Here is a 16,647-nt window from a genome sequence, read left to right as displayed (position 1 = left end):
AGCTGTTCGTGGAGTTTGTTAAGCTGAGGGAGGAGCACTTAGAGCAGATTCTGAATTGGCGTACAAGCGAGCACGTCACGAAATATATGTTTACAGATGTTGAATACAACTTAGATCATCAGAAAAGATGGTTTGAGCGCATTTCCAGTGATCCAACCAGCGCGCATTGGTTAATTACTTCGAAGGAAAAGCAAATCGGGCTTGTCTCGTTAACGAATATAGACCGGCATCATTTACGTGCCTACTGGGCATATTATATCGGTGATACGCAGTACAATATGGTCGGTGCCATGATTGGACCCTACATCTATAACTATGTCTTTCAGAAACTGGGCTTTAACAAGCTGCTTGGCGAGGTTATGGCTCACAATGACAATGTGAGGAAGATTCACTTGAAGCATGGTTGTACGGAAGTGGGGCACTATCGGCAGCATATCTTGAAAAATGGTGTATTTCATGATGTCTATATCTATGAAATGCTCGCGAACGAATGGAACAAGAGAAGCGCTTCGTATGGTAGATTTATTGGCAGCTTTGAAGAATAGGCGGTAAATTGAAAATGAAAACAGTGATCATTGTTCAGGCGAGAATGGGTTCTTCACGGCTGCCAGGGAAGGTGCTGCTTCCTCTCGGCAAGACCGTTGTATTAGATTATGTGGTGAAACGTTGTCGCCATGTAAAAGGGGTGGACGAGGTTGTTGTCGCAACCTCCGTTCTAGCTCAAGATGATGCCATCGCAGCATGGTGTGAGCAAAACGAAGTGATCTGCTTCAGAGGCTCTGAGGATGATGTGTTGTCACGGTACTATAGATGTGCAGCGGCTTATAACCCTGACTACGCGATTCGCGTAACATCGGATTGCCCGTTCGTTGATTACGAAATGGCAAGCGAGCTAGTCAAACAAATGGAGCAAGAGCGGGTAGATATTATTGATGTTGTAGGAGATGTTCCGCGGGGCCTGACGGTTGAAATCGTGTCATTTTCTGCGCTCGAGACCATGTATAACGTAGGCATGGAGCCTCGTCACCGCGAGCATGTCACGTACTATGCTTATGAACACCGGGGACAGTTTACCCGAAAATCCTATCCTGTTCCGACTCCACTTCTTCACCCAGAGCTGAGAATTACACTCGATACGGAAGAGGACTATGCACTGTGCAAAAGAATCGGAGACCATTTCCTGGACAACATGTTTGTTTCCTCTGAGGATGTGGTGAAGTTCCTGCTGCAAAACCCTGACGTAGCGGCATTAAATGCACATATTGAACAGAAACCGGTCGTGTAAACGGTTAGAAAGTGAGGTATCACCGTGCATGTACATGTACGCGTGGATAGTTCGACAGCCATAGGAACGGGCCATGTCATGAGATGCGTGCTTTTGGCGGAGATGTTGGTTCAAGCGGGAGCGTCTGTGTCTTTCATCATGAGAATGGGGGAAGGTCATCTAGGTGACTGGGTCGCACAAAAAGGATTTCAAGTTTTTCTGCTAGATGAGGGAGTCTTTACGCAAAGTGAGGATGCTGATAAAGTTATAGATATGATTAGCGAGATGAGCTCGGACGGGTGGATGATTGTTGACCATTATGGTCTAGATGAGCAGTGGGAACAGCGGATTCGGCCATACGTCAAACACATCGCAGTCATTGATGATCTTGCAGACCGCAGGCATCAGTGTGAGCTACTGCTCGATCAAAATTATACGACGAATCTTGAGCAACGGTATCATTCGATAGTTCCTGCTGACTGCCGGTTGCTTCTAGGGCCTTCTTACTTATTATTGCGCCCCGAATTCTTATCTATGCGGAAGCAAATTCGAAAGCGCACGGGTGCAATTGAGCGAATTCTTGTTTTTTTTGGCGGAAGTGATCCAACAAATGAAACGATGAAAGTGCTTAAGGCGTTAGAAGCTAGTCATACTAGCGAGGTTTATGTAGATGTAGTTGTCGGTGCGGCGAATCCTGTCCGAGTTGAAATAGAGCAACAATGTGCGCGGTCTAATTACCATTATCATTGTCAGATTGATTACTTGAGTTCGCTAATGAATGAGGCGGATTTGTCATTCGGAGCAGGCGGTGTGACGATGTGGGAACGTTGCTATCTGGGTCTCCCTTCTGTCGTCACCGTTGTGGCGGATAATCAGAGGGAATCAACGGAGGCAGCGGCACGGTTTGGGGCGATTTGGAATATGGGATTTTATGATGATGTGCACGTGCAAAATTACATAGAGATGTTCGATAGAGCGTTACTACATCCACAAGATATGGTGAAAATGAGCGAGCGCGCTATTCAGCTGCTGGGGAATTCAACAGAAGCTGGCGTACATCCGGTCGTGAAGACGATCATGGAGGGATAACAGTTGATTAAGGATATTCAAATTGGTCATCGCTTGATCGGACCAACACATAAACCATTCATTATTGCCGAGATGTCGGGGAATCACAATCAATCTTTGGATACAGCGCTTGCCATCGTGGAAGCTGCCGCTCAAGCTGGCGTTGATGCCTTGAAATTGCAAACTTATACAGCAGATACTATGACGATTGATATCGACAGCGGCGATTTCTGGATTGATGACCCGAACAGCTTGTGGAAGGGAACTTCTCTCTATAAGCTTTATCAAGAGGCTTACACACCGTGGGAATGGCATGAGCCTATTTTTAAAAAATGTAGAGAATTGGGCATCATTCCTTTCAGTACACCTTTCGACGAGACGGCTGTCGATTTCCTGGAACAATTAAATGTCGATTGCTACAAAATAGCTTCGTTCGAAAATACAGATATTGCGCTCATACGTTATGTGGCTAGCAAGGGCAAGCCGATGATTATATCGACGGGAATGGCCTCGATCGCAGAGTTGGACGAAACGGTTCGCGCCGCAAGGGAAGCGGGCTGCAAGGATCTTGTGTTATTGAAATGCACCAGCACGTATCCTGCATCTCCTGAAAACACCAACCTATCGACCCTGCCTCACATGCGGGACTTATTCCGATGCCACGTCGGCGTCTCCGACCATACCATGGGGATTGGTGTTAGTGTAGGTAGTGTGGCACTTGGTGCTTCTGTGATCGAAAAGCATTTTACGTTATCGCGTGCAGCTGGCGGGGTGGATGCAGCCTTTTCCATGGAACCAACCGAAATGAGTGCGTTGGTTATCGAGACGGATCGCGTTTCGAAGAGCCTCGGACAAATCCACTATGGGCCGACAGAAGCCGAGAAGGTTTCTTTAAAACATAGAAGATCCTTGTATGTGATTAAGGATTTGAAGCAGGGAGATATATTGACCAAGGACAATATCAAATCCATTCGTCCTGGGGCAGGGCTGCCAACTAAAAATTTGGAGCTTGTGCTTGGGAGGAAGGTCACAAAGGATGTTACAAGGGGAACTCCGGTGACGTGGGATATACTGTAACTTGAATGTAGAGGGATGAATAAATCATGGACCGGGTAGACAGCTTGGAAAAAAAATCGGAAAAAATGTTGGAATTTGAGGAAATGGACAAGCTATTCGACCGTCTTTTCCCGATTTGCAGGAGCATTACAGGGCCTGGTGTCAGGGAGACGATTGCGATTTTCCAACAATATATACCATTGGAGCAGTTCGCCGTACCGACGGGGGCCCAGGTGTTTGATTGGGAGATTCCCCGTGAATGGAGAATTCGCGAAGCTTGGTTAAAAGGGCCGAACGGAGAAACAATCGTCGATTTTAAACATCATAATTTGCATGTGCTCAACTACAGTGTTCCAGTAAATCGAACGCTATCTCTTGATGAGGTCAAAGAGCATCTGTACAGTGTTCCTAACCTGCCGGATGCCATTCCGTATGTGACCTCCTACTATAAGGAGAGATGGGGATTTTGTCTCCCGCATCGCGAATTGGAGAAGCTGGAGCCAGGTCAGTATCATGCTTATATTGATAGCGAACTCGTCCAAGGCGAGCTCAATTATGCGCATATTGTTTTGCCGGGTGAGTCCGATCAGGAAGTGCTGTTCAGCTCCTACATCTGCCATCCTTCTATGGCGAATAACGAGCTTAGCGGGCCGATTGTAACGGCCTTCATATACCTTCGCTTGGCTAATTGGCAGCGTCGCCGATTCACGTACCGATTTGTATTAGCGCCTGAGACGATTGGGGCGATTGCCTACTTGCAGCGATTTGGGGAAGAGATGAGAGAGAGAATCGTTGCTGGGATGGTGTTAACTTGTATCGGCGGCAATGATCCGTTGAGCTTTAAGAAAACGAGACGCGATAACTCACAGCTGGACATGATCATTACTCATTTAATTCATCATAAAAAGCTGGACGCAAGATTGAGAGGGTTTACACCAACTTACGGCTCTGATGAACGGCAATTCTGCTCTCCCGGTTTTAATTTCCCTGTAGGCCAGATGTCAAGAGGGCTCCATTCTGGCTTTCCTGGCTATCACAATTCGTTAGATACGAAGGAAGCCATGACGATTGAAGCTCTTCAGCAAAGTTTGGATGAATTAGAACTCGTATGCAAAGCTCTGGAATTGGACGGCTATTATATCAACCAGTCTCCTTATGGTGAAGTCAAATTGGACAAGCACGGTCTTTATCCAGATATGAATGCCCCGACGATGAGAGGGCACTCCAACAATGAGGTAGTGGACCACCGAACACAGCTTAACCGCATCCTTATTGTTTTGAATTATTGCGATGGGCAGCATGCGATGCAGCAGATCGCAGATCGCTGTGGATGCTCAATTCTAGATCTAGAGCCCGTTATTGAGATTTTAAAAGAAAAGCAACTGATCATCGGTCCATTTTCCGAAAAAAGGGGGTTATAACGAATGAAAGTTATGTTATTCATTGGCTCCCATCCCAGACACTTATATGTGGCTGAAACCTTACAGAAACACGGATTTTTAAATGCCGTCGTCATGGAGAAAAGAGAGGAATTTCTACCTGCACCGCCTCCCGGATTGCAGGAGCTGGATCGTGTGAACTTCATTCGCCATTTTGCAGACAGGGATGCAGCGGAAACCAAACATTTTGGGCATTCCCGTCAATTGGAAATGGACCCGGACGCCATTCTGCAAGTGGATTACCACAGTCTTAACAGCAAACAGGTTAAGGACTGGGTCGATGCCATACAGCCGGATATCGTGCTGACTTATGGCGTTCATAAAATCTCAGCTGAGCTTCTAGAGTCGTTCCCGGCTTACGCCTGGAATGTTCATGGGGGATTATCTCCATGGTACCGCGGTAACACGACGTTGTTCTGGCCGTTTTATTTTATGAAGCCGAATTGGGCGGGGATGACCATCCACCAATTAACCTCAAAGTTAGACGCAGGGGCCATCATTCATCATGCAGTTCCGGAACTAGTGCGGGGGGATGGTTTACACGACGTTGCTTGCCGTGCGGTTAAGCAAGCGGCAGAAGATATCGTGATGATTCTGCGCAAGTTAGACCGAGGCGAGTCTGTTCAGCCCGTACCTCAAAAATCGTCCGGCAAATTATTTATGACAGAGGACTGGGGCCCGCAGCACCTGCGAGTGGTTTACAATCTGTTCGACAATGACATTGTCGATCGCTATCTGGATGGTGAATTTGGACATCACGAGCCTCCACTTATTAAGGCTTTTTAACAAAGGAGCGGAACGTAGTGAACGTTTTATTAACAGGCGGCGCGGGGTTTATTGGCCGATGGGTGGCGAAGCGTCTGCTGGAAGACGGCCATCAGGTTTGGATTGTGGATGACTTCTCTAACGGCCGTCGGGAGAATGTACAGGAGTTTGAGCAACATCCTGGCTTCCAAGAATTAATCGCCGGAGATATCAAGGATGAGGGGCTATTGATGCAGTTATTTGATACGCACCGCTTCGATATTTGCTATCATCTTGGCGCTTCGATCAACGTGCAGGATTCCATTGATGACCCTCGAACGACGTTTAATAACGACACGATAGGAACATTTTATATTATGGAGCAATGCCGGAAGCACCATGTTAAGGTGGTGTTTATGAGCACTTGCATGGTCTATGATCGTTGTACGGACGATACCGGCATTACGGAATTGCATCCGACCAAACCGGCCTCTCCATATGCAGGCGCCAAAATCGCAGCAGAAAATATGGTGCTCTCCTATTACTATGCGTACAATTTGCCGGTTGTCGTTATTCGTCCATTCAATACGTACGGTCCTTTCCAAAAAACAGGCGGTGAAGGCGGCGTTGTCGCGATTTTCGTGAGAAATAAGCTGGCCGGCAAAGATCTGCAAATTTATGGCGAGGGAACTCAAACGCGAGACCTGTTATATGTAGAGGATTGCGCACGTTTCGTAGTAGAAGCCGGGTATTCAGTCCGCGTTAATGGGCAAATTGTGAATGCAGGGCTGGGTCGTGATATTTCGGTTAATGAGCTCGCGAAGCTAGTAGTAGGTGATGAGGCGCGAATTAAGCATGTTGCGCATATTCACCCGCAAAGCGAAATCCAAAAATTATTGTGCAACTATTCAAAGGCCAAAGAGCTGCTGGGCTGGGAGCCTTCAGTGTCTCTTGAAGAGGGAATTAAGTTAACTGAAGAATGGATTCGTACAAGCTACCTTATGTAAATAAGGTGGCTATTTCGCATAAAGGTGGACGCTAGATGGACAAGTTAGCAATTAATGGAGGCCAGCCAGTTAGAAATACGATGCTGCCTTATGGCCAGCAGTGGATTGATGGTGACGATATTAGTGCAGTTATAGCTACACTGGAAAGCAGTTTTATAACTCAAGGGCCAGCCATCCAAAAGTTTGAGCAAGCCATTGCGGATTATGTTGGAGCCCAATATGCAGTGGCTTTTTGTAACGGAACGGCTGCTTTACATGGCGCTTGTTTTGCTGCAGGAATTACAACGGGTGACGAAGTGATTACGACGCCGCTTACCTTTTTGGCAAGCAGCAACGCTGTGCTTTATCAGGGCGGGGTTCCTGTCTTTGCAGATATAGATGAGAACACCTATAACATCTCTCCAAATGAAATTGAGAAGAAGATAACAAACAAAACGAAGGCCATCATTGCTGTTGATTTCACAGGCCAGCCCGTTGAAATTGATCGAATCGCGAGCCTAGCGCGGAAGCATAATCTCGTTGTGATCCAAGATGCTGCTCATTCCTTAGGCGCTGAATATAAAGGTGTGCGAGTGGGATCGACTGCAGATATGACGATGTTCAGCTTTCATCCCGTTAAGCATATAACGACGGGTGAAGGCGGCATTATCACAACAAATTCTAAGGCGTACTATGACAAATTAGTTTTATTCAGAAGCCATGGGATGACCAAAGATGATGGCATCATGACAAAAAATGAGGGTCCGTGGTACTACGAAATGCACGAGCTCGGCTACAACTATCGAATGACAGATCTTCAAGCCTCGCTAGGTGTATCTCAAATGTCTAGGCTGCAAGAATTCGTAGAAAAGCGCCGGACAATTGCTATGCAGTATAACGAGGCCTTTAGCGGCATGGAGGGGATCATTTCTCCTTTTCAACAGGTCGACACGAATTCGAGCTGGCATTTATACGTCGTAAGATTTAAATTAGATCGCTGTTCTGTAGGGCGAAGAGAACTTTTTGATGCTTTACGCACCGAGAATATTGGTGTTCATGTCCATTATATTCCCGTGTACCTTCAACCTTATTATCAAAATCTTGGTTATCCAAGCGGGCTGTGCCCTCACGCAGAGAATTACTACGAGAATGCCATGACATTACCGTTATTCCCTAAAATGACGGAGCAAGACGTCCAGGATGTGATTCATGCTGTGAAAAAGGTATATGCGGCCTATTATTTTTAGGTTAAATGATGCTAAGAAACCCTAACAACTTCACAACCTCTATCCGATATATAAGGTATATGTATATCTCGGATGGAGGTTGTTTATTCGATGAGCATCAATAACCCGATTGGCGGAATTGGCAGTGCGGTTGGCGATAATAGGCCTGCGCCTGAACCTGTGAAAGTGACCAAAATAGATGATGTCACAGCGAGCAATGCAGCCGAACTAATTGCATCGACGTTTACCAATACGTCGGAACTTAAGAAAGCCGAGCTGCAAGGTGAGAATGTCACGATCAGCGATACGCAGGTTGTAAAAGCGATTGAGCATGCGATCAAGGCGATGCAGGGCAGATCGACATCGCTGGAGTTTTCGGTCCATCAGAAAACAAAGCTTATTTCCGTGAAGGTCATGGACAAAGATACAGGCGAAGTGATTCGTGAAATTCCACCTGAGAAGAGCCTGGATTTCGTAGCAAAACTTTGGCAAATGGCCGGCATTTTAGTTGACGAGAAGAGATAAATTGAAGAAGCAGTGAGGTGACTTTTACAATGGTAATGCGTTTGAGTGGCTTTTCCAACTCGGGTATTGATATTGACGAAACGGTCAAGAAGCTGGTAGCAGCTGCGCGTATTCCGCAGGACAAGCTGAAACAGCAAAAGCAATGGTTAGAATGGCAGCGTGACGACTATCGTACGATTAATACGAAAATCCTGGCTTTTAGAAGCGCAGCATCGGATATGACGCGTCAGGCGGCATTTTTGACTAAGAAATCCACTTCGGCGGACGATAGTGTGGTTTCGGTTACTTCATCCGCTACTGCACCTGATGGGATTTTTTCGATCAAAGTTAATAAGCTAGCGACATCAGCGTCTGTTACATCTGAAAAAGTAGGGGCTTCGTCGGATACAGCAACGCTGAGCACTTTGGATGCTGCGTTTACTCAGGCCACTACACTAACGATTGGCGGAGAGAAGGGCACGGCGACCATTAACGTTAAGCCAACCGACACCATTGCGTCATTGGTCGCTAACGTGAACGGCAAATCCTCCACAACTGGTGTCACGATGAGTTATGACGCGAATCTTGATCGCTTTTTCTTTACCTCCTCTTCTACCGGTAGTAAGGCAGCGATTGATTTGAAGATGGACAGTGAAGCGAATGGTCATAATTTACTCACATCCGTGCTTAAACTGACTTCAGGCCAAGAGAGCAAAATTACTGGAAACCAAAGCTTTGCAACGGGCCTAACAACCGTAATCGACAGTAGTATAGACCCGTTGTCACCGCAAAAGTTTCATATTGCGGCTGGTGGAGAATCTTTTGATTATGATGTGACGGATACGACGACGATCGGCGATTTGATTGATCAAATTAATAACTCTGATGTGGGGAAAAAAGCCGGTGTAACAGCGTATTTGGATGAGAATAACAAGCTGGCTTTTCATAATCCGGATAAAAGTAAACCTATTACGATAACCGATGCTACAGTCGGTGGTTCTACTTTGCTAACTACACTCGGCGTAGACTCGACTACTGAGACAGCTTGGCCACTTTCGACGGGCAGTGTAAATAAAGGCGGCAAGGTAACAGGGACTCAAGCCTTTGCTTCTGGTTCCACAACATTAATTGACGGATCTCTTGCCTCGACGCAAAAGTTTCATATTGAGGCAAACGGCAAAACATTCGATTATGACGTCACCAAAACAACAACGATCGGTCAGCTCATTGATCAAATTAATAGCTCGGACATTGGTAAATCTGGCGTTTCGGCTTACTTAGACAAAGACAATAAGTTGGCTTTCTATAACCCTGACCAAACGAAGCCGATAACTGTAACGGATGGAACGAGTGATTCCTACAATTTAGTTGATAAATTAGGAATGACCTCCCCTACATCCACAACGGATTTAGATTATGGGTCTTATCGGATCACAGGTCAACAAGCGGAAATCGTCTACAATGGTGTCACAGCTAATTACGATACCAACAATTTCTCCATCAGCGGAATGAACATTACGATCAAAAAAGAGTCCTCATCCGCGGTTAACATCACCAACACGCGCGACGTAGATACGGTATTCAATTCCATCAAATCGTTCGTCGACAAGTACAACGAGTTAATCGACACCGTTAACACCAAGACGACTGAGAAAAGAAATAGAGATTTCTCGCCATTGACCGATGAGCAGCGCGAGGCGATGAAGGACGATCAGATTACGCAATGGGAAGCGAAAGCGAAAAGTGGTACGTTGTATGGTGATTCAATTCTGAGATCAGGATTGACGAACTTCCGGACAGCTTTTTCAAATTCCATTGATGGCCTTCCGTCAGGGGACTACAAATCGCTGTCTCAAATTGGCATCTCAACAGCCAACGTTTCCGGCACAAGCATCTCTGGCAGCTACTTGGATAACGGTAAAATCTACATCGACGAAGACAAGTTGAAGAAAGCCATCTCCGAAAACCCTGACCAAGTTATGGCACTCTTTACTGCCAATGATGGCCTCAAAGACTCAAACAAAGGCGACGGTCTAGCCAGACGTCTATCCGATCAAGCAGATGCGCTTTTCAAGAACATCTCTGCGAAAGCGGGCGTGACTGGCAGCGTAGATACGACGTATATCATCGGGAAATCGCTGAAAGACCTCAACACGCGCATCGACGATTTTTCGACGAAGCTTGATGATTTGGAAACCCGTTATTATAATCAATTTACAGCGATGGAAAAATATATGAACCAAATGGAAGCACAAAGCGCACAACTGTCACAGCAGTGGGGCTAGTCCTACTTCATACTAGGGGGAAATAATCATGATTCAAGCCCAACGGAATAAATACTTGGAGAATACGGTGCAAACGGCTAGTCCTGCTCAACTGCTGATCATGCTTTGCGATGGGGCGATCCGATTCTGCCGTGCAGGTATTGAGGCTTTGAAAAATAACAATCACCAAGACGCGAACACGAACCTAGTCAAAGTACAGGACATTATTAGCGAGTTCACGATTACGATTGATCGTAATGCACCGATTGCGGCGGACTTGCTGCGGCTGTACGAATATTTTAACCATCGTCTGATCGAGGCGAATATTAAAAAATCGGCCGAACCTGCCGAGGAAGTGCTGGGCTATCTCATTGAGTTGAAAGAGACTTGGTTCCAAGCGGCGAAGCAGATGAACGCAGGGCAAAACGCAGCCCCGGTAGGCTCGTAATGGATAAGCTGGTCACAGAGCTGGAGCAGATCACGCAGCAAGCGATGGCGGAACTGACTATGATGGATGCGGAGCGTATGTCCGTTTATATGGAACAGCGTGGGCAGTTAATGGAAGCGATTCTAGCCAACATGGATAAGGCCTCCGCAGCCGAAAAAAACGTCTATAAGGCGCGTCTGCAAGCGATTATCAGCTTGGATCCGATTATCCGCAAGAAGCTGGAACAGTTCCGACAACAGGCTAGCGACCAACTGGTCAAGCTGGACCAGGGAAAGACGCAGCGCAACGCCTACGATCATGCGTATGATCAGGCGAGCCTCTTTTTTGATCGAAAAAAATAAAGAAATGAGAACCTCTTGCCGCGGCAGGAGGTTCTTTGCGTGCAGCGATACATCCGCCCGTTGTGCACACCCCCACCCATGAAGCACCCAACCTGTACACATCTCTCCTAAAATGCGCCCAACTTATCCCCCGATGGCTGCTCCACAACTTGTGGATAATGTGTACAAATATGTGCATAACTTTGTTGATAAATTGTAAAAACCCGCGCCACGACAATGTTCTACAAATTTTGCAATTATCCACGGCTTGTATATAGCCGAATTTTCAAAAAATTTAACAGAATGAGAAGTTAGAAATTGACAGAAGTTCAAAGTCGATGTTATAGTCAAAAAGTAAGGGCTTTCATTTTAATTCATTTATTTTTCAAGACGAAAGGAATGTGTACGTTATGCAAGGTAAAGTAAAATGGTTCAACGCAGAGAAGGGCTATGGTTTTATCGAGCGTGAAGATGGCGGAGATGTATTCGTTCACTTCTCAGCAATTCAAACGGAAGGCTTCAAAACGTTGGACGAAGGTCAAGCTGTTGAATTCGACATCGTGGAAGGCGCACGTGGACCTCAAGCCGCTAACGTAAGCAAACTATAATCGACCGGCACAGCTAGTGCCGCTAGCATACACTTTGTAAGTGTGGGCACCCTGGGTGAAATAATCCTGGGGTGTTTTTTTCTAACTTTTTGAAGATCGACATTTAAAGGAATTATGAAGATGGCGTGGAATGTAGTATAATGTAAGCAGGAAGGGAGATGTTTAACTATGATGATTAGCATTCGCGGAGAACACCTTGAAGTAACTGAGGCACTCAGGGACTATGTCGAAAAGAAATTGAATAGACTAGAAAGGTACTTTGAAGCTCCCCTTACATCCGACGTACAAGTCAAGCTAAGCGTTGTCAAAGGTTTGCAAGCCATTGAGGTTGGCATCCCGCTGACAGGCGTCCTGCTCCGTGCCGAAGTTCGCAATTCGGACATGTACGCATCCATCGACCTCGTCGTGGACAAACTAGAAAGACAAATTCGCAAGCATAAAACAAGAACGAATCGAAAAATTCGCCAGGAAGGCGGCAAGCGCGACTTGTTCAAGGTTGAAACTTCCCCGGTAACGTATGCGGAGGAAGAGGAAGATTTTGAATTGGTACGCAATAAGCGTTTCGCCTTGAAGCCTATGGACGTGGAGGAAGCGATCCTTCAAATGAATCTCGTAGGCCATAGCTTCTTCGTATTCTCCAATATGGAGACCGATACGGTGAATGTGGTGTATAAGCGTGACGATGGCAAGTACGGCTTGATTGAGCCGGCGATGTAAGCCAGAACCGTTCCAACGAGAATGAACTCCACGCTGCGCAAGCCCACCGAGATGACAACCTATGAATATTAATGTGTGACACATATATAATTAGTATTCCTCAGCCCAACAAGGCCTAATTCGATCCAATCGAGTTAGGCTCTTTTCATTATAGAGCGGCGGCGGGATGCATGGTATTGGCTTCTCCTTTTCATACTAAAATGGAGCGTTTGTTGCGGCAGGACTGTGAGAAGTGGTACAATTTAAGGATACGAATGCAAGATGAAAGGGGTTCACCGATGCTAGGACTAGTGAAGAAAATTTTTGGTGATTCCAATGAACGGGAAATTAAACGAATGCTCAAAGCCGTTGATTATATCAACGAGCTGGAAGCCACGATTTCACCGCTGACCGATGAAGAGCTGCGAGGCAAAACCATCGAGTTCAGAGAGCGTCTGGACAAAGGGGAGGAATTGGACGACCTGTTGCCGGAGGCTTTTGCCGTTGTACGTGAAGCGGCGAAGCGTGTGCTGGGGAAACGTCATTATGATGTGCAGCTCATCGGGGGCATGGTGCTTCATGAAGGCCGTATCGCGGAGATGCGTACAGGGGAAGGGAAAACGCTGGTTGGTACGCTGCCGGTTTATTTGAATGCTCTTTTGGGCAAAGGCGTACACGTCGTAACGGTCAACGATTACTTGGCGCAGCGCGATAGCGCGGAAATGGGCCAAATTTATACATTCCTCGGGCTGACGGTGGGCGTGAACCTTCACGATCTGTCGCATGAAGAGAAGCAAGCAGCCTACGCTTGCGATATTACGTATGGCACGAACAATGAGTATGGCTTCGACTATTTGCGCGACAACATGGTGCTGTACAAAGAGCAAATGGTCCAGCGTCCGCTGTACTATGCGGTCATTGACGAAGTGGACTCCATTCTGGTCGACGAAGCGAGAACGCCGCTCATTATTTCCGGACAAGCTGCCAAATCGACGGATTTGTATTACGCGGCGGACCGTTTTGCGGCAAAACTCAAAGAGGAAGAAGATTACACGATCGATATCAAAGTGCGTTCCGTCGCGCTGACGGAAGAAGGCGTGGCGAAAGCGGAGCAGGCCTTCGGTATCGAGAACTTATTTGATCATGCGAATGTGAACATCAATCACCACGTGACGCAGGCGCTCAAAGCCCGTTTCATCATGAAACGCGACGTGGATTACGTCGTACAAGAAGACGAAGTCATGATCGTCGACGAGTTTACGGGTCGGATTATGACGGGCCGTCGTTACAGCGATGGGCTGCATCAAGCGATTGAAGCGAAAGAGCAGCTCCAGGTGCAAAATGAAAGCATGACGCTGGCAACGATTACGTTCCAGAACTATTTCCGGATGTACCGCAAGCTGGCGGGGATGACGGGTACAGCGAAAACCGAGGAAGAAGAGCTCAAAAAAATCTACGGCCTCGAAGTAATCGTCGTGCCGACGAACCGTCCGATGATTCGGAAAGATATGCCGGACGTCGTGTACAAATCCGAACAAGGCAAGTTCAGAGCAGTCGTCGAGCAAATCGTTGAACGCCACAAGTTAAACCAACCGGTGCTGGTCGGTACGATATCGATTGAGAACTCCGAGCTTCTATCTGAAATGCTGAAGAAGAAAGGCGTTCAACATAAGGTTTTGAATGCGAAGTATCATGCCGAAGAGGCGGAAATCGTCTCGCGTGCAGGCCAACCGGGTTCAGTAACCATCGCCACGAATATGGCGGGCCGCGGTACGGACATTGTGCTCGGCGAAGGTGTACATGATGCTGGCGGGCTGCATATCATAGGTACAGAGCGCCACGAAAGCCGCCGGATCGACAACCAGCTGCGCGGTCGTGCAGGGCGTCAAGGGGACCCGGGTTCGTCCCAATTTTTCTTGTCCCTTGAAGATGAGCTGATGAAGCGTTTCGGCGCTGAAAATATTATGGCGATGATGGACCGTCTTGGCATGGAAGAAGACCAGCCGATTGAGAGCAAGCTGATCTCCCGTGCGGTTGAATCGGCACAGAAACGTGTCGAGGGCAACAACTTCGACGTTCGGAAAGTCGTCCTGCAGTATGATGACGTGATGAACCAACAGCGAGAAATCATCTACAAACAGCGCCGCGAGCTGTTGGAGTCTGAGAACATCCGCGAAATCATCGAAGGGATGATCAACTCCGTCATCGAGCGTATCGTGAAAGCACACTGTCCAGAAGAAACGATTCCGGAAGAGTGGGAGCTGCCGGAGGTTGCGAACTTTGTGAACAACAACCTGCTGCACGATGATGCGCAGATCACGGTGGAACAGCTGTGGGGCAAAGAACAGGAAGAAATCATCGAGTACATCAAAGAACTCGTGAAAAAACGTTACGACGAGCGCGAAGAGGAAATCGGCGCGGAGTTTATGCGCGAATTCGAGAAGGTCGTTGCGCTTCGTGCGGTCGACAGTAAATGGATGGATCACATCGATGCGATGGACCAGCTCCGTCAAGGGATTCACTTGCGCGCTTACGGCGGTACGGATCCGCTGCGCGAGTATCAATTTGAAGGCTTCGAAATGTTCCAGGAGATGATCGACAACATTCGCGAAGAAGTGGCGATGTACATTATGAAAGCTCATGTGCAAAGCAACCTCGAGCGTCAAGCGGTCGCAGAAGGCCAAGCGGTCGATACGAAGAACGAAGCTGCCGGCAAGAAGCCGCTTGTTCGTAGCGATGAGCAGCGGATCGGCCGGAACGACCCATGCCCATGCGGCAGCGGCAAGAAGTTCAAACAATGCCACGGACAAGGGGCATAATTGCGTTGTAGACGCGAGGGCCACCGCCGTGATGCGGAATAAATGAGGTGTAAGACAATGCTGGAACCAGAAGTAAAACAGGATTTGCGCGAGACAGCAAAGCGACTAACCGAACTTAGGGGGTCTCTTTGACTTAGATCATAAGCTCGAAGAGATTGCCGATTACGTGGAAAAAATGGGAGCGCTCGACTTCTGGGACGATAACGAACGTGCTCAGAAGACGATTGCGAACCTCAACGCGATTAAGAGCGTTGTGGATCAGTTCCAGGGCTTCTCGAGCGAGTTCGATGACCTTCAGGTCATGGTAGAGCTCGAGGAAGAGGAAAGCGATGCCGGTCTCGTGCAAGACATCGAGAACGGCATCAAGGCCCTCGTCAAGAAGCTCGAGACGTTCGAGCTGGGGCTCCTGCTCAATCAGCCGTATGACCGGCTGAATGCGATTCTGGAGCTGCACCCGGGAGCGGGCGGCACCGAGTCGCAGGATTGGGCGGAGATGCTGCTGCGCATGTACCGCCGCTGGGCGGAGAAGCGGGGCTACAAAGTCGAGGTACTCGACTATTTGCCCGGCGACGAAGCTGGCGTGAAGAGTGTCACGCTGCAGATCACAGGCTTCAATGCCTACGGTTATTTGAAGGCGGAGAAGGGCGTGCACCGGCTCGTCCGGATCTCGCCGTTCGATGCCTCCGGCCGTCGTCATACGTCCTTCGTGTCGTGCGACGTCATGCCGGAGATCGACGACGATACAGAGATCGAGATCCGCACCGAGGATCTCAAAATCGATACGTACCGCGCCAGCGGCGCCGGCGGTCAGCACATCAATACGACGGACTCGGCTGTGCGAATTACGCACATGCCGACGGGCGTCGTAGTGAGCTGTCAGCAAGAGCGCTCGCAGATCAAGAACCGCGAGAAAGCGATGAAGATGCTGCGCTCGAAGCTGTACGAGAAGAAGATCGAAGACCAGATGAAGAAGCTAGCGGAGATCCGCGGCGAAGTGTCGGACATCGCGTGGGGCAGCCAGATCCGCTCCTACGTGTTCCATCCGTACAGCATGGTGAAGGATCACCGAACATCTGCGGAGACAGGCAACATCGGCGCGGTCATGGACGGTGACCTGGACACGTTTATCGACGCGTATCTGCGGCACCAGATTCGGAAGCCGGAGCAAAGCTAAATAGAGGTCGGACATGGAATAGGACGAAGCA

The 16,647-nt window shown here is 48.0% G+C and carries 16 protein-coding genes; all 16 read left to right on the top strand.

Going from position 1 to position 16,647, the window contains the following annotated elements:
* The first annotated feature begins 8 nt into the window (after window positions 1-8).
* The 16 genes from pseH to prfB all read left to right on the top strand — a co-directional run bounded on the left by pseH (window position 9) and on the right by prfB (window position 16,616).
* Window positions 9-545, top strand: a complete 537-nt coding sequence (gene pseH, locus ABE504_RS26140) for a UDP-4-amino-4,6-dideoxy-N-acetyl-beta-L-altrosamine N-acetyltransferase (protein ID WP_430094572.1) — start codon at window positions 9-11, stop codon at window positions 543-545.
* A 14-nt stretch (window positions 546-559) separates the two neighbouring features.
* Window positions 560-1,285, top strand: a complete 726-nt coding sequence (locus tag ABE504_RS26135) for a cytidylyltransferase domain-containing protein (RefSeq protein WP_430094570.1) — start codon at window positions 560-562, stop codon at window positions 1,283-1,285.
* A gap of 24 nt (window positions 1,286-1,309) precedes the next feature.
* On the top strand, window positions 1,310-2,353 hold the full coding sequence (gene pseG, locus ABE504_RS26130) for a UDP-2,4-diacetamido-2,4,6-trideoxy-beta-L-altropyranose hydrolase (RefSeq protein ID WP_430094568.1): 1,044 nt from the start codon (window positions 1,310-1,312) through the stop codon (window positions 2,351-2,353).
* A gap of 3 nt (window positions 2,354-2,356) precedes the next feature.
* Window positions 2,357-3,409 (top strand): pseudaminic acid synthase, encoded by a 1,053-nt coding sequence (gene pseI / locus ABE504_RS26125; RefSeq protein ID WP_430094566.1) that lies wholly within the window; start codon window positions 2,357-2,359, stop codon window positions 3,407-3,409.
* 26 nt (window positions 3,410-3,435) lie between these two features.
* Window positions 3,436-4,809, top strand: coding sequence for a DUF4910 domain-containing protein (locus ABE504_RS26120; RefSeq protein ID WP_430094564.1), 1,374 nt, complete (start codon window positions 3,436-3,438; stop codon window positions 4,807-4,809).
* A gap of 3 nt (window positions 4,810-4,812) precedes the next feature.
* A complete protein-coding gene (locus ABE504_RS26115) occupies window positions 4,813-5,613 on the top strand; it encodes a formyltransferase family protein (protein WP_430094563.1) in 801 nt (266 codons plus the stop codon).
* 17 nt (window positions 5,614-5,630) lie between these two features.
* The gene (locus ABE504_RS26110) at window positions 5,631-6,578 is read left to right on the top strand and encodes a dTDP-glucose 4,6-dehydratase (RefSeq protein WP_430094561.1); all 948 of its coding nucleotides are present in this window, start codon (window positions 5,631-5,633) and stop codon (window positions 6,576-6,578) included.
* Between the two features lie 35 nt (window positions 6,579-6,613).
* The gene (pseC, locus tag ABE504_RS26105; RefSeq protein WP_430094559.1) at window positions 6,614-7,804 is read left to right on the top strand and encodes a UDP-4-amino-4,6-dideoxy-N-acetyl-beta-L-altrosamine transaminase; all 1,191 of its coding nucleotides are present in this window, start codon (window positions 6,614-6,616) and stop codon (window positions 7,802-7,804) included.
* A gap of 90 nt (window positions 7,805-7,894) precedes the next feature.
* Window positions 7,895-8,308, top strand: a complete 414-nt coding sequence (locus ABE504_RS26100; RefSeq protein ID WP_430094558.1) for a flagellar protein FlaG — start codon at window positions 7,895-7,897, stop codon at window positions 8,306-8,308.
* Window positions 8,309-8,337: 29 nt separating this feature from the next.
* A complete protein-coding gene (gene fliD, locus ABE504_RS26095; RefSeq protein WP_430094556.1) occupies window positions 8,338-10,572 on the top strand; it encodes a flagellar filament capping protein FliD in 2,235 nt (744 codons plus the stop codon).
* A gap of 28 nt (window positions 10,573-10,600) precedes the next feature.
* Window positions 10,601-10,999, top strand: a complete 399-nt coding sequence (fliS, locus tag ABE504_RS26090; protein WP_430094554.1) for a flagellar export chaperone FliS — start codon at window positions 10,601-10,603, stop codon at window positions 10,997-10,999.
* Complete coding sequence (locus ABE504_RS26085; protein WP_430094553.1) at window positions 10,999-11,340, top strand: hypothetical protein; 342 nt, start codon at window positions 10,999-11,001, stop codon at window positions 11,338-11,340. Before fliS ends, ABE504_RS26085 begins: the two co-directional genes overlap by 1 nt.
* Before the next feature lie 389 nt (window positions 11,341-11,729).
* Window positions 11,730-11,927, top strand: coding sequence for a cold shock domain-containing protein (locus tag ABE504_RS26080; RefSeq protein WP_430094551.1), 198 nt, complete (start codon window positions 11,730-11,732; stop codon window positions 11,925-11,927).
* Window positions 11,928-12,095: 168 nt separating this feature from the next.
* Window positions 12,096-12,644, top strand: a complete 549-nt coding sequence (hpf, locus tag ABE504_RS26075; RefSeq protein WP_430094549.1) for a ribosome hibernation-promoting factor, HPF/YfiA family — start codon at window positions 12,096-12,098, stop codon at window positions 12,642-12,644.
* A 278-nt stretch (window positions 12,645-12,922) separates the two neighbouring features.
* Complete coding sequence (gene secA / locus ABE504_RS26070) at window positions 12,923-15,442, top strand: preprotein translocase subunit SecA (protein WP_430094547.1); 2,520 nt, start codon at window positions 12,923-12,925, stop codon at window positions 15,440-15,442.
* Window positions 15,443-15,499: 57 nt separating this feature from the next.
* A protein-coding gene (prfB, locus tag ABE504_RS26065) for a peptide chain release factor 2 (protein WP_430094545.1) occupies window positions 15,500-16,616 on the top strand; the annotation gives its coding sequence in 2 pieces (ribosomal slippage) (window positions 15,500-15,571 and window positions 15,573-16,616; 1,116 coding nt in all).
* Window positions 16,617-16,647: the final 31 nt, after the last annotated feature.

Source organism: Paenibacillus oryzisoli (assembly GCF_050467285.1).
Taxonomy (GTDB): domain Bacteria; phylum Bacillota; class Bacilli; order Paenibacillales; family NBRC-103111; genus Paenibacillus_E; species Paenibacillus_E oryzisoli_A.
The sequence above is the reverse complement of the archived record's forward strand: the minus strand, read 5'-3'. Positions and strand labels throughout refer to the sequence as shown.

Coding starts and splice junctions, on each gene's coding strand:
- fliS (WP_430094554.1), top strand. CDS start 10,601: ATGATTCAAGCCCAACGGAATAAATACTTGGAGAATACGGTGCAAACG.
- hpf (WP_430094549.1), top strand. CDS start 12,096: ATGATGATTAGCATTCGCGGAGAACACCTTGAAGTAACTGAGGCACTC.
- ABE504_RS26085 (WP_430094553.1), top strand. CDS start 10,999: ATGGATAAGCTGGTCACAGAGCTGGAGCAGATCACGCAGCAAGCGATG.
- secA (WP_430094547.1), top strand. CDS start 12,923: ATGCTAGGACTAGTGAAGAAAATTTTTGGTGATTCCAATGAACGGGAA.
- pseC (WP_430094559.1), top strand. CDS start 6,614: ATGGACAAGTTAGCAATTAATGGAGGCCAGCCAGTTAGAAATACGATG.
- ABE504_RS26135 (WP_430094570.1), top strand. CDS start 560: ATGAAAACAGTGATCATTGTTCAGGCGAGAATGGGTTCTTCACGGCTG.
- ABE504_RS26080 (WP_430094551.1), top strand. CDS start 11,730: ATGCAAGGTAAAGTAAAATGGTTCAACGCAGAGAAGGGCTATGGTTTT.
- ABE504_RS26100 (WP_430094558.1), top strand. CDS start 7,895: ATGAGCATCAATAACCCGATTGGCGGAATTGGCAGTGCGGTTGGCGAT.
- fliD (WP_430094556.1), top strand. CDS start 8,338: ATGGTAATGCGTTTGAGTGGCTTTTCCAACTCGGGTATTGATATTGAC.
- ABE504_RS26115 (WP_430094563.1), top strand. CDS start 4,813: ATGAAAGTTATGTTATTCATTGGCTCCCATCCCAGACACTTATATGTG.
- ABE504_RS26120 (WP_430094564.1), top strand. CDS start 3,436: ATGGACCGGGTAGACAGCTTGGAAAAAAAATCGGAAAAAATGTTGGAA.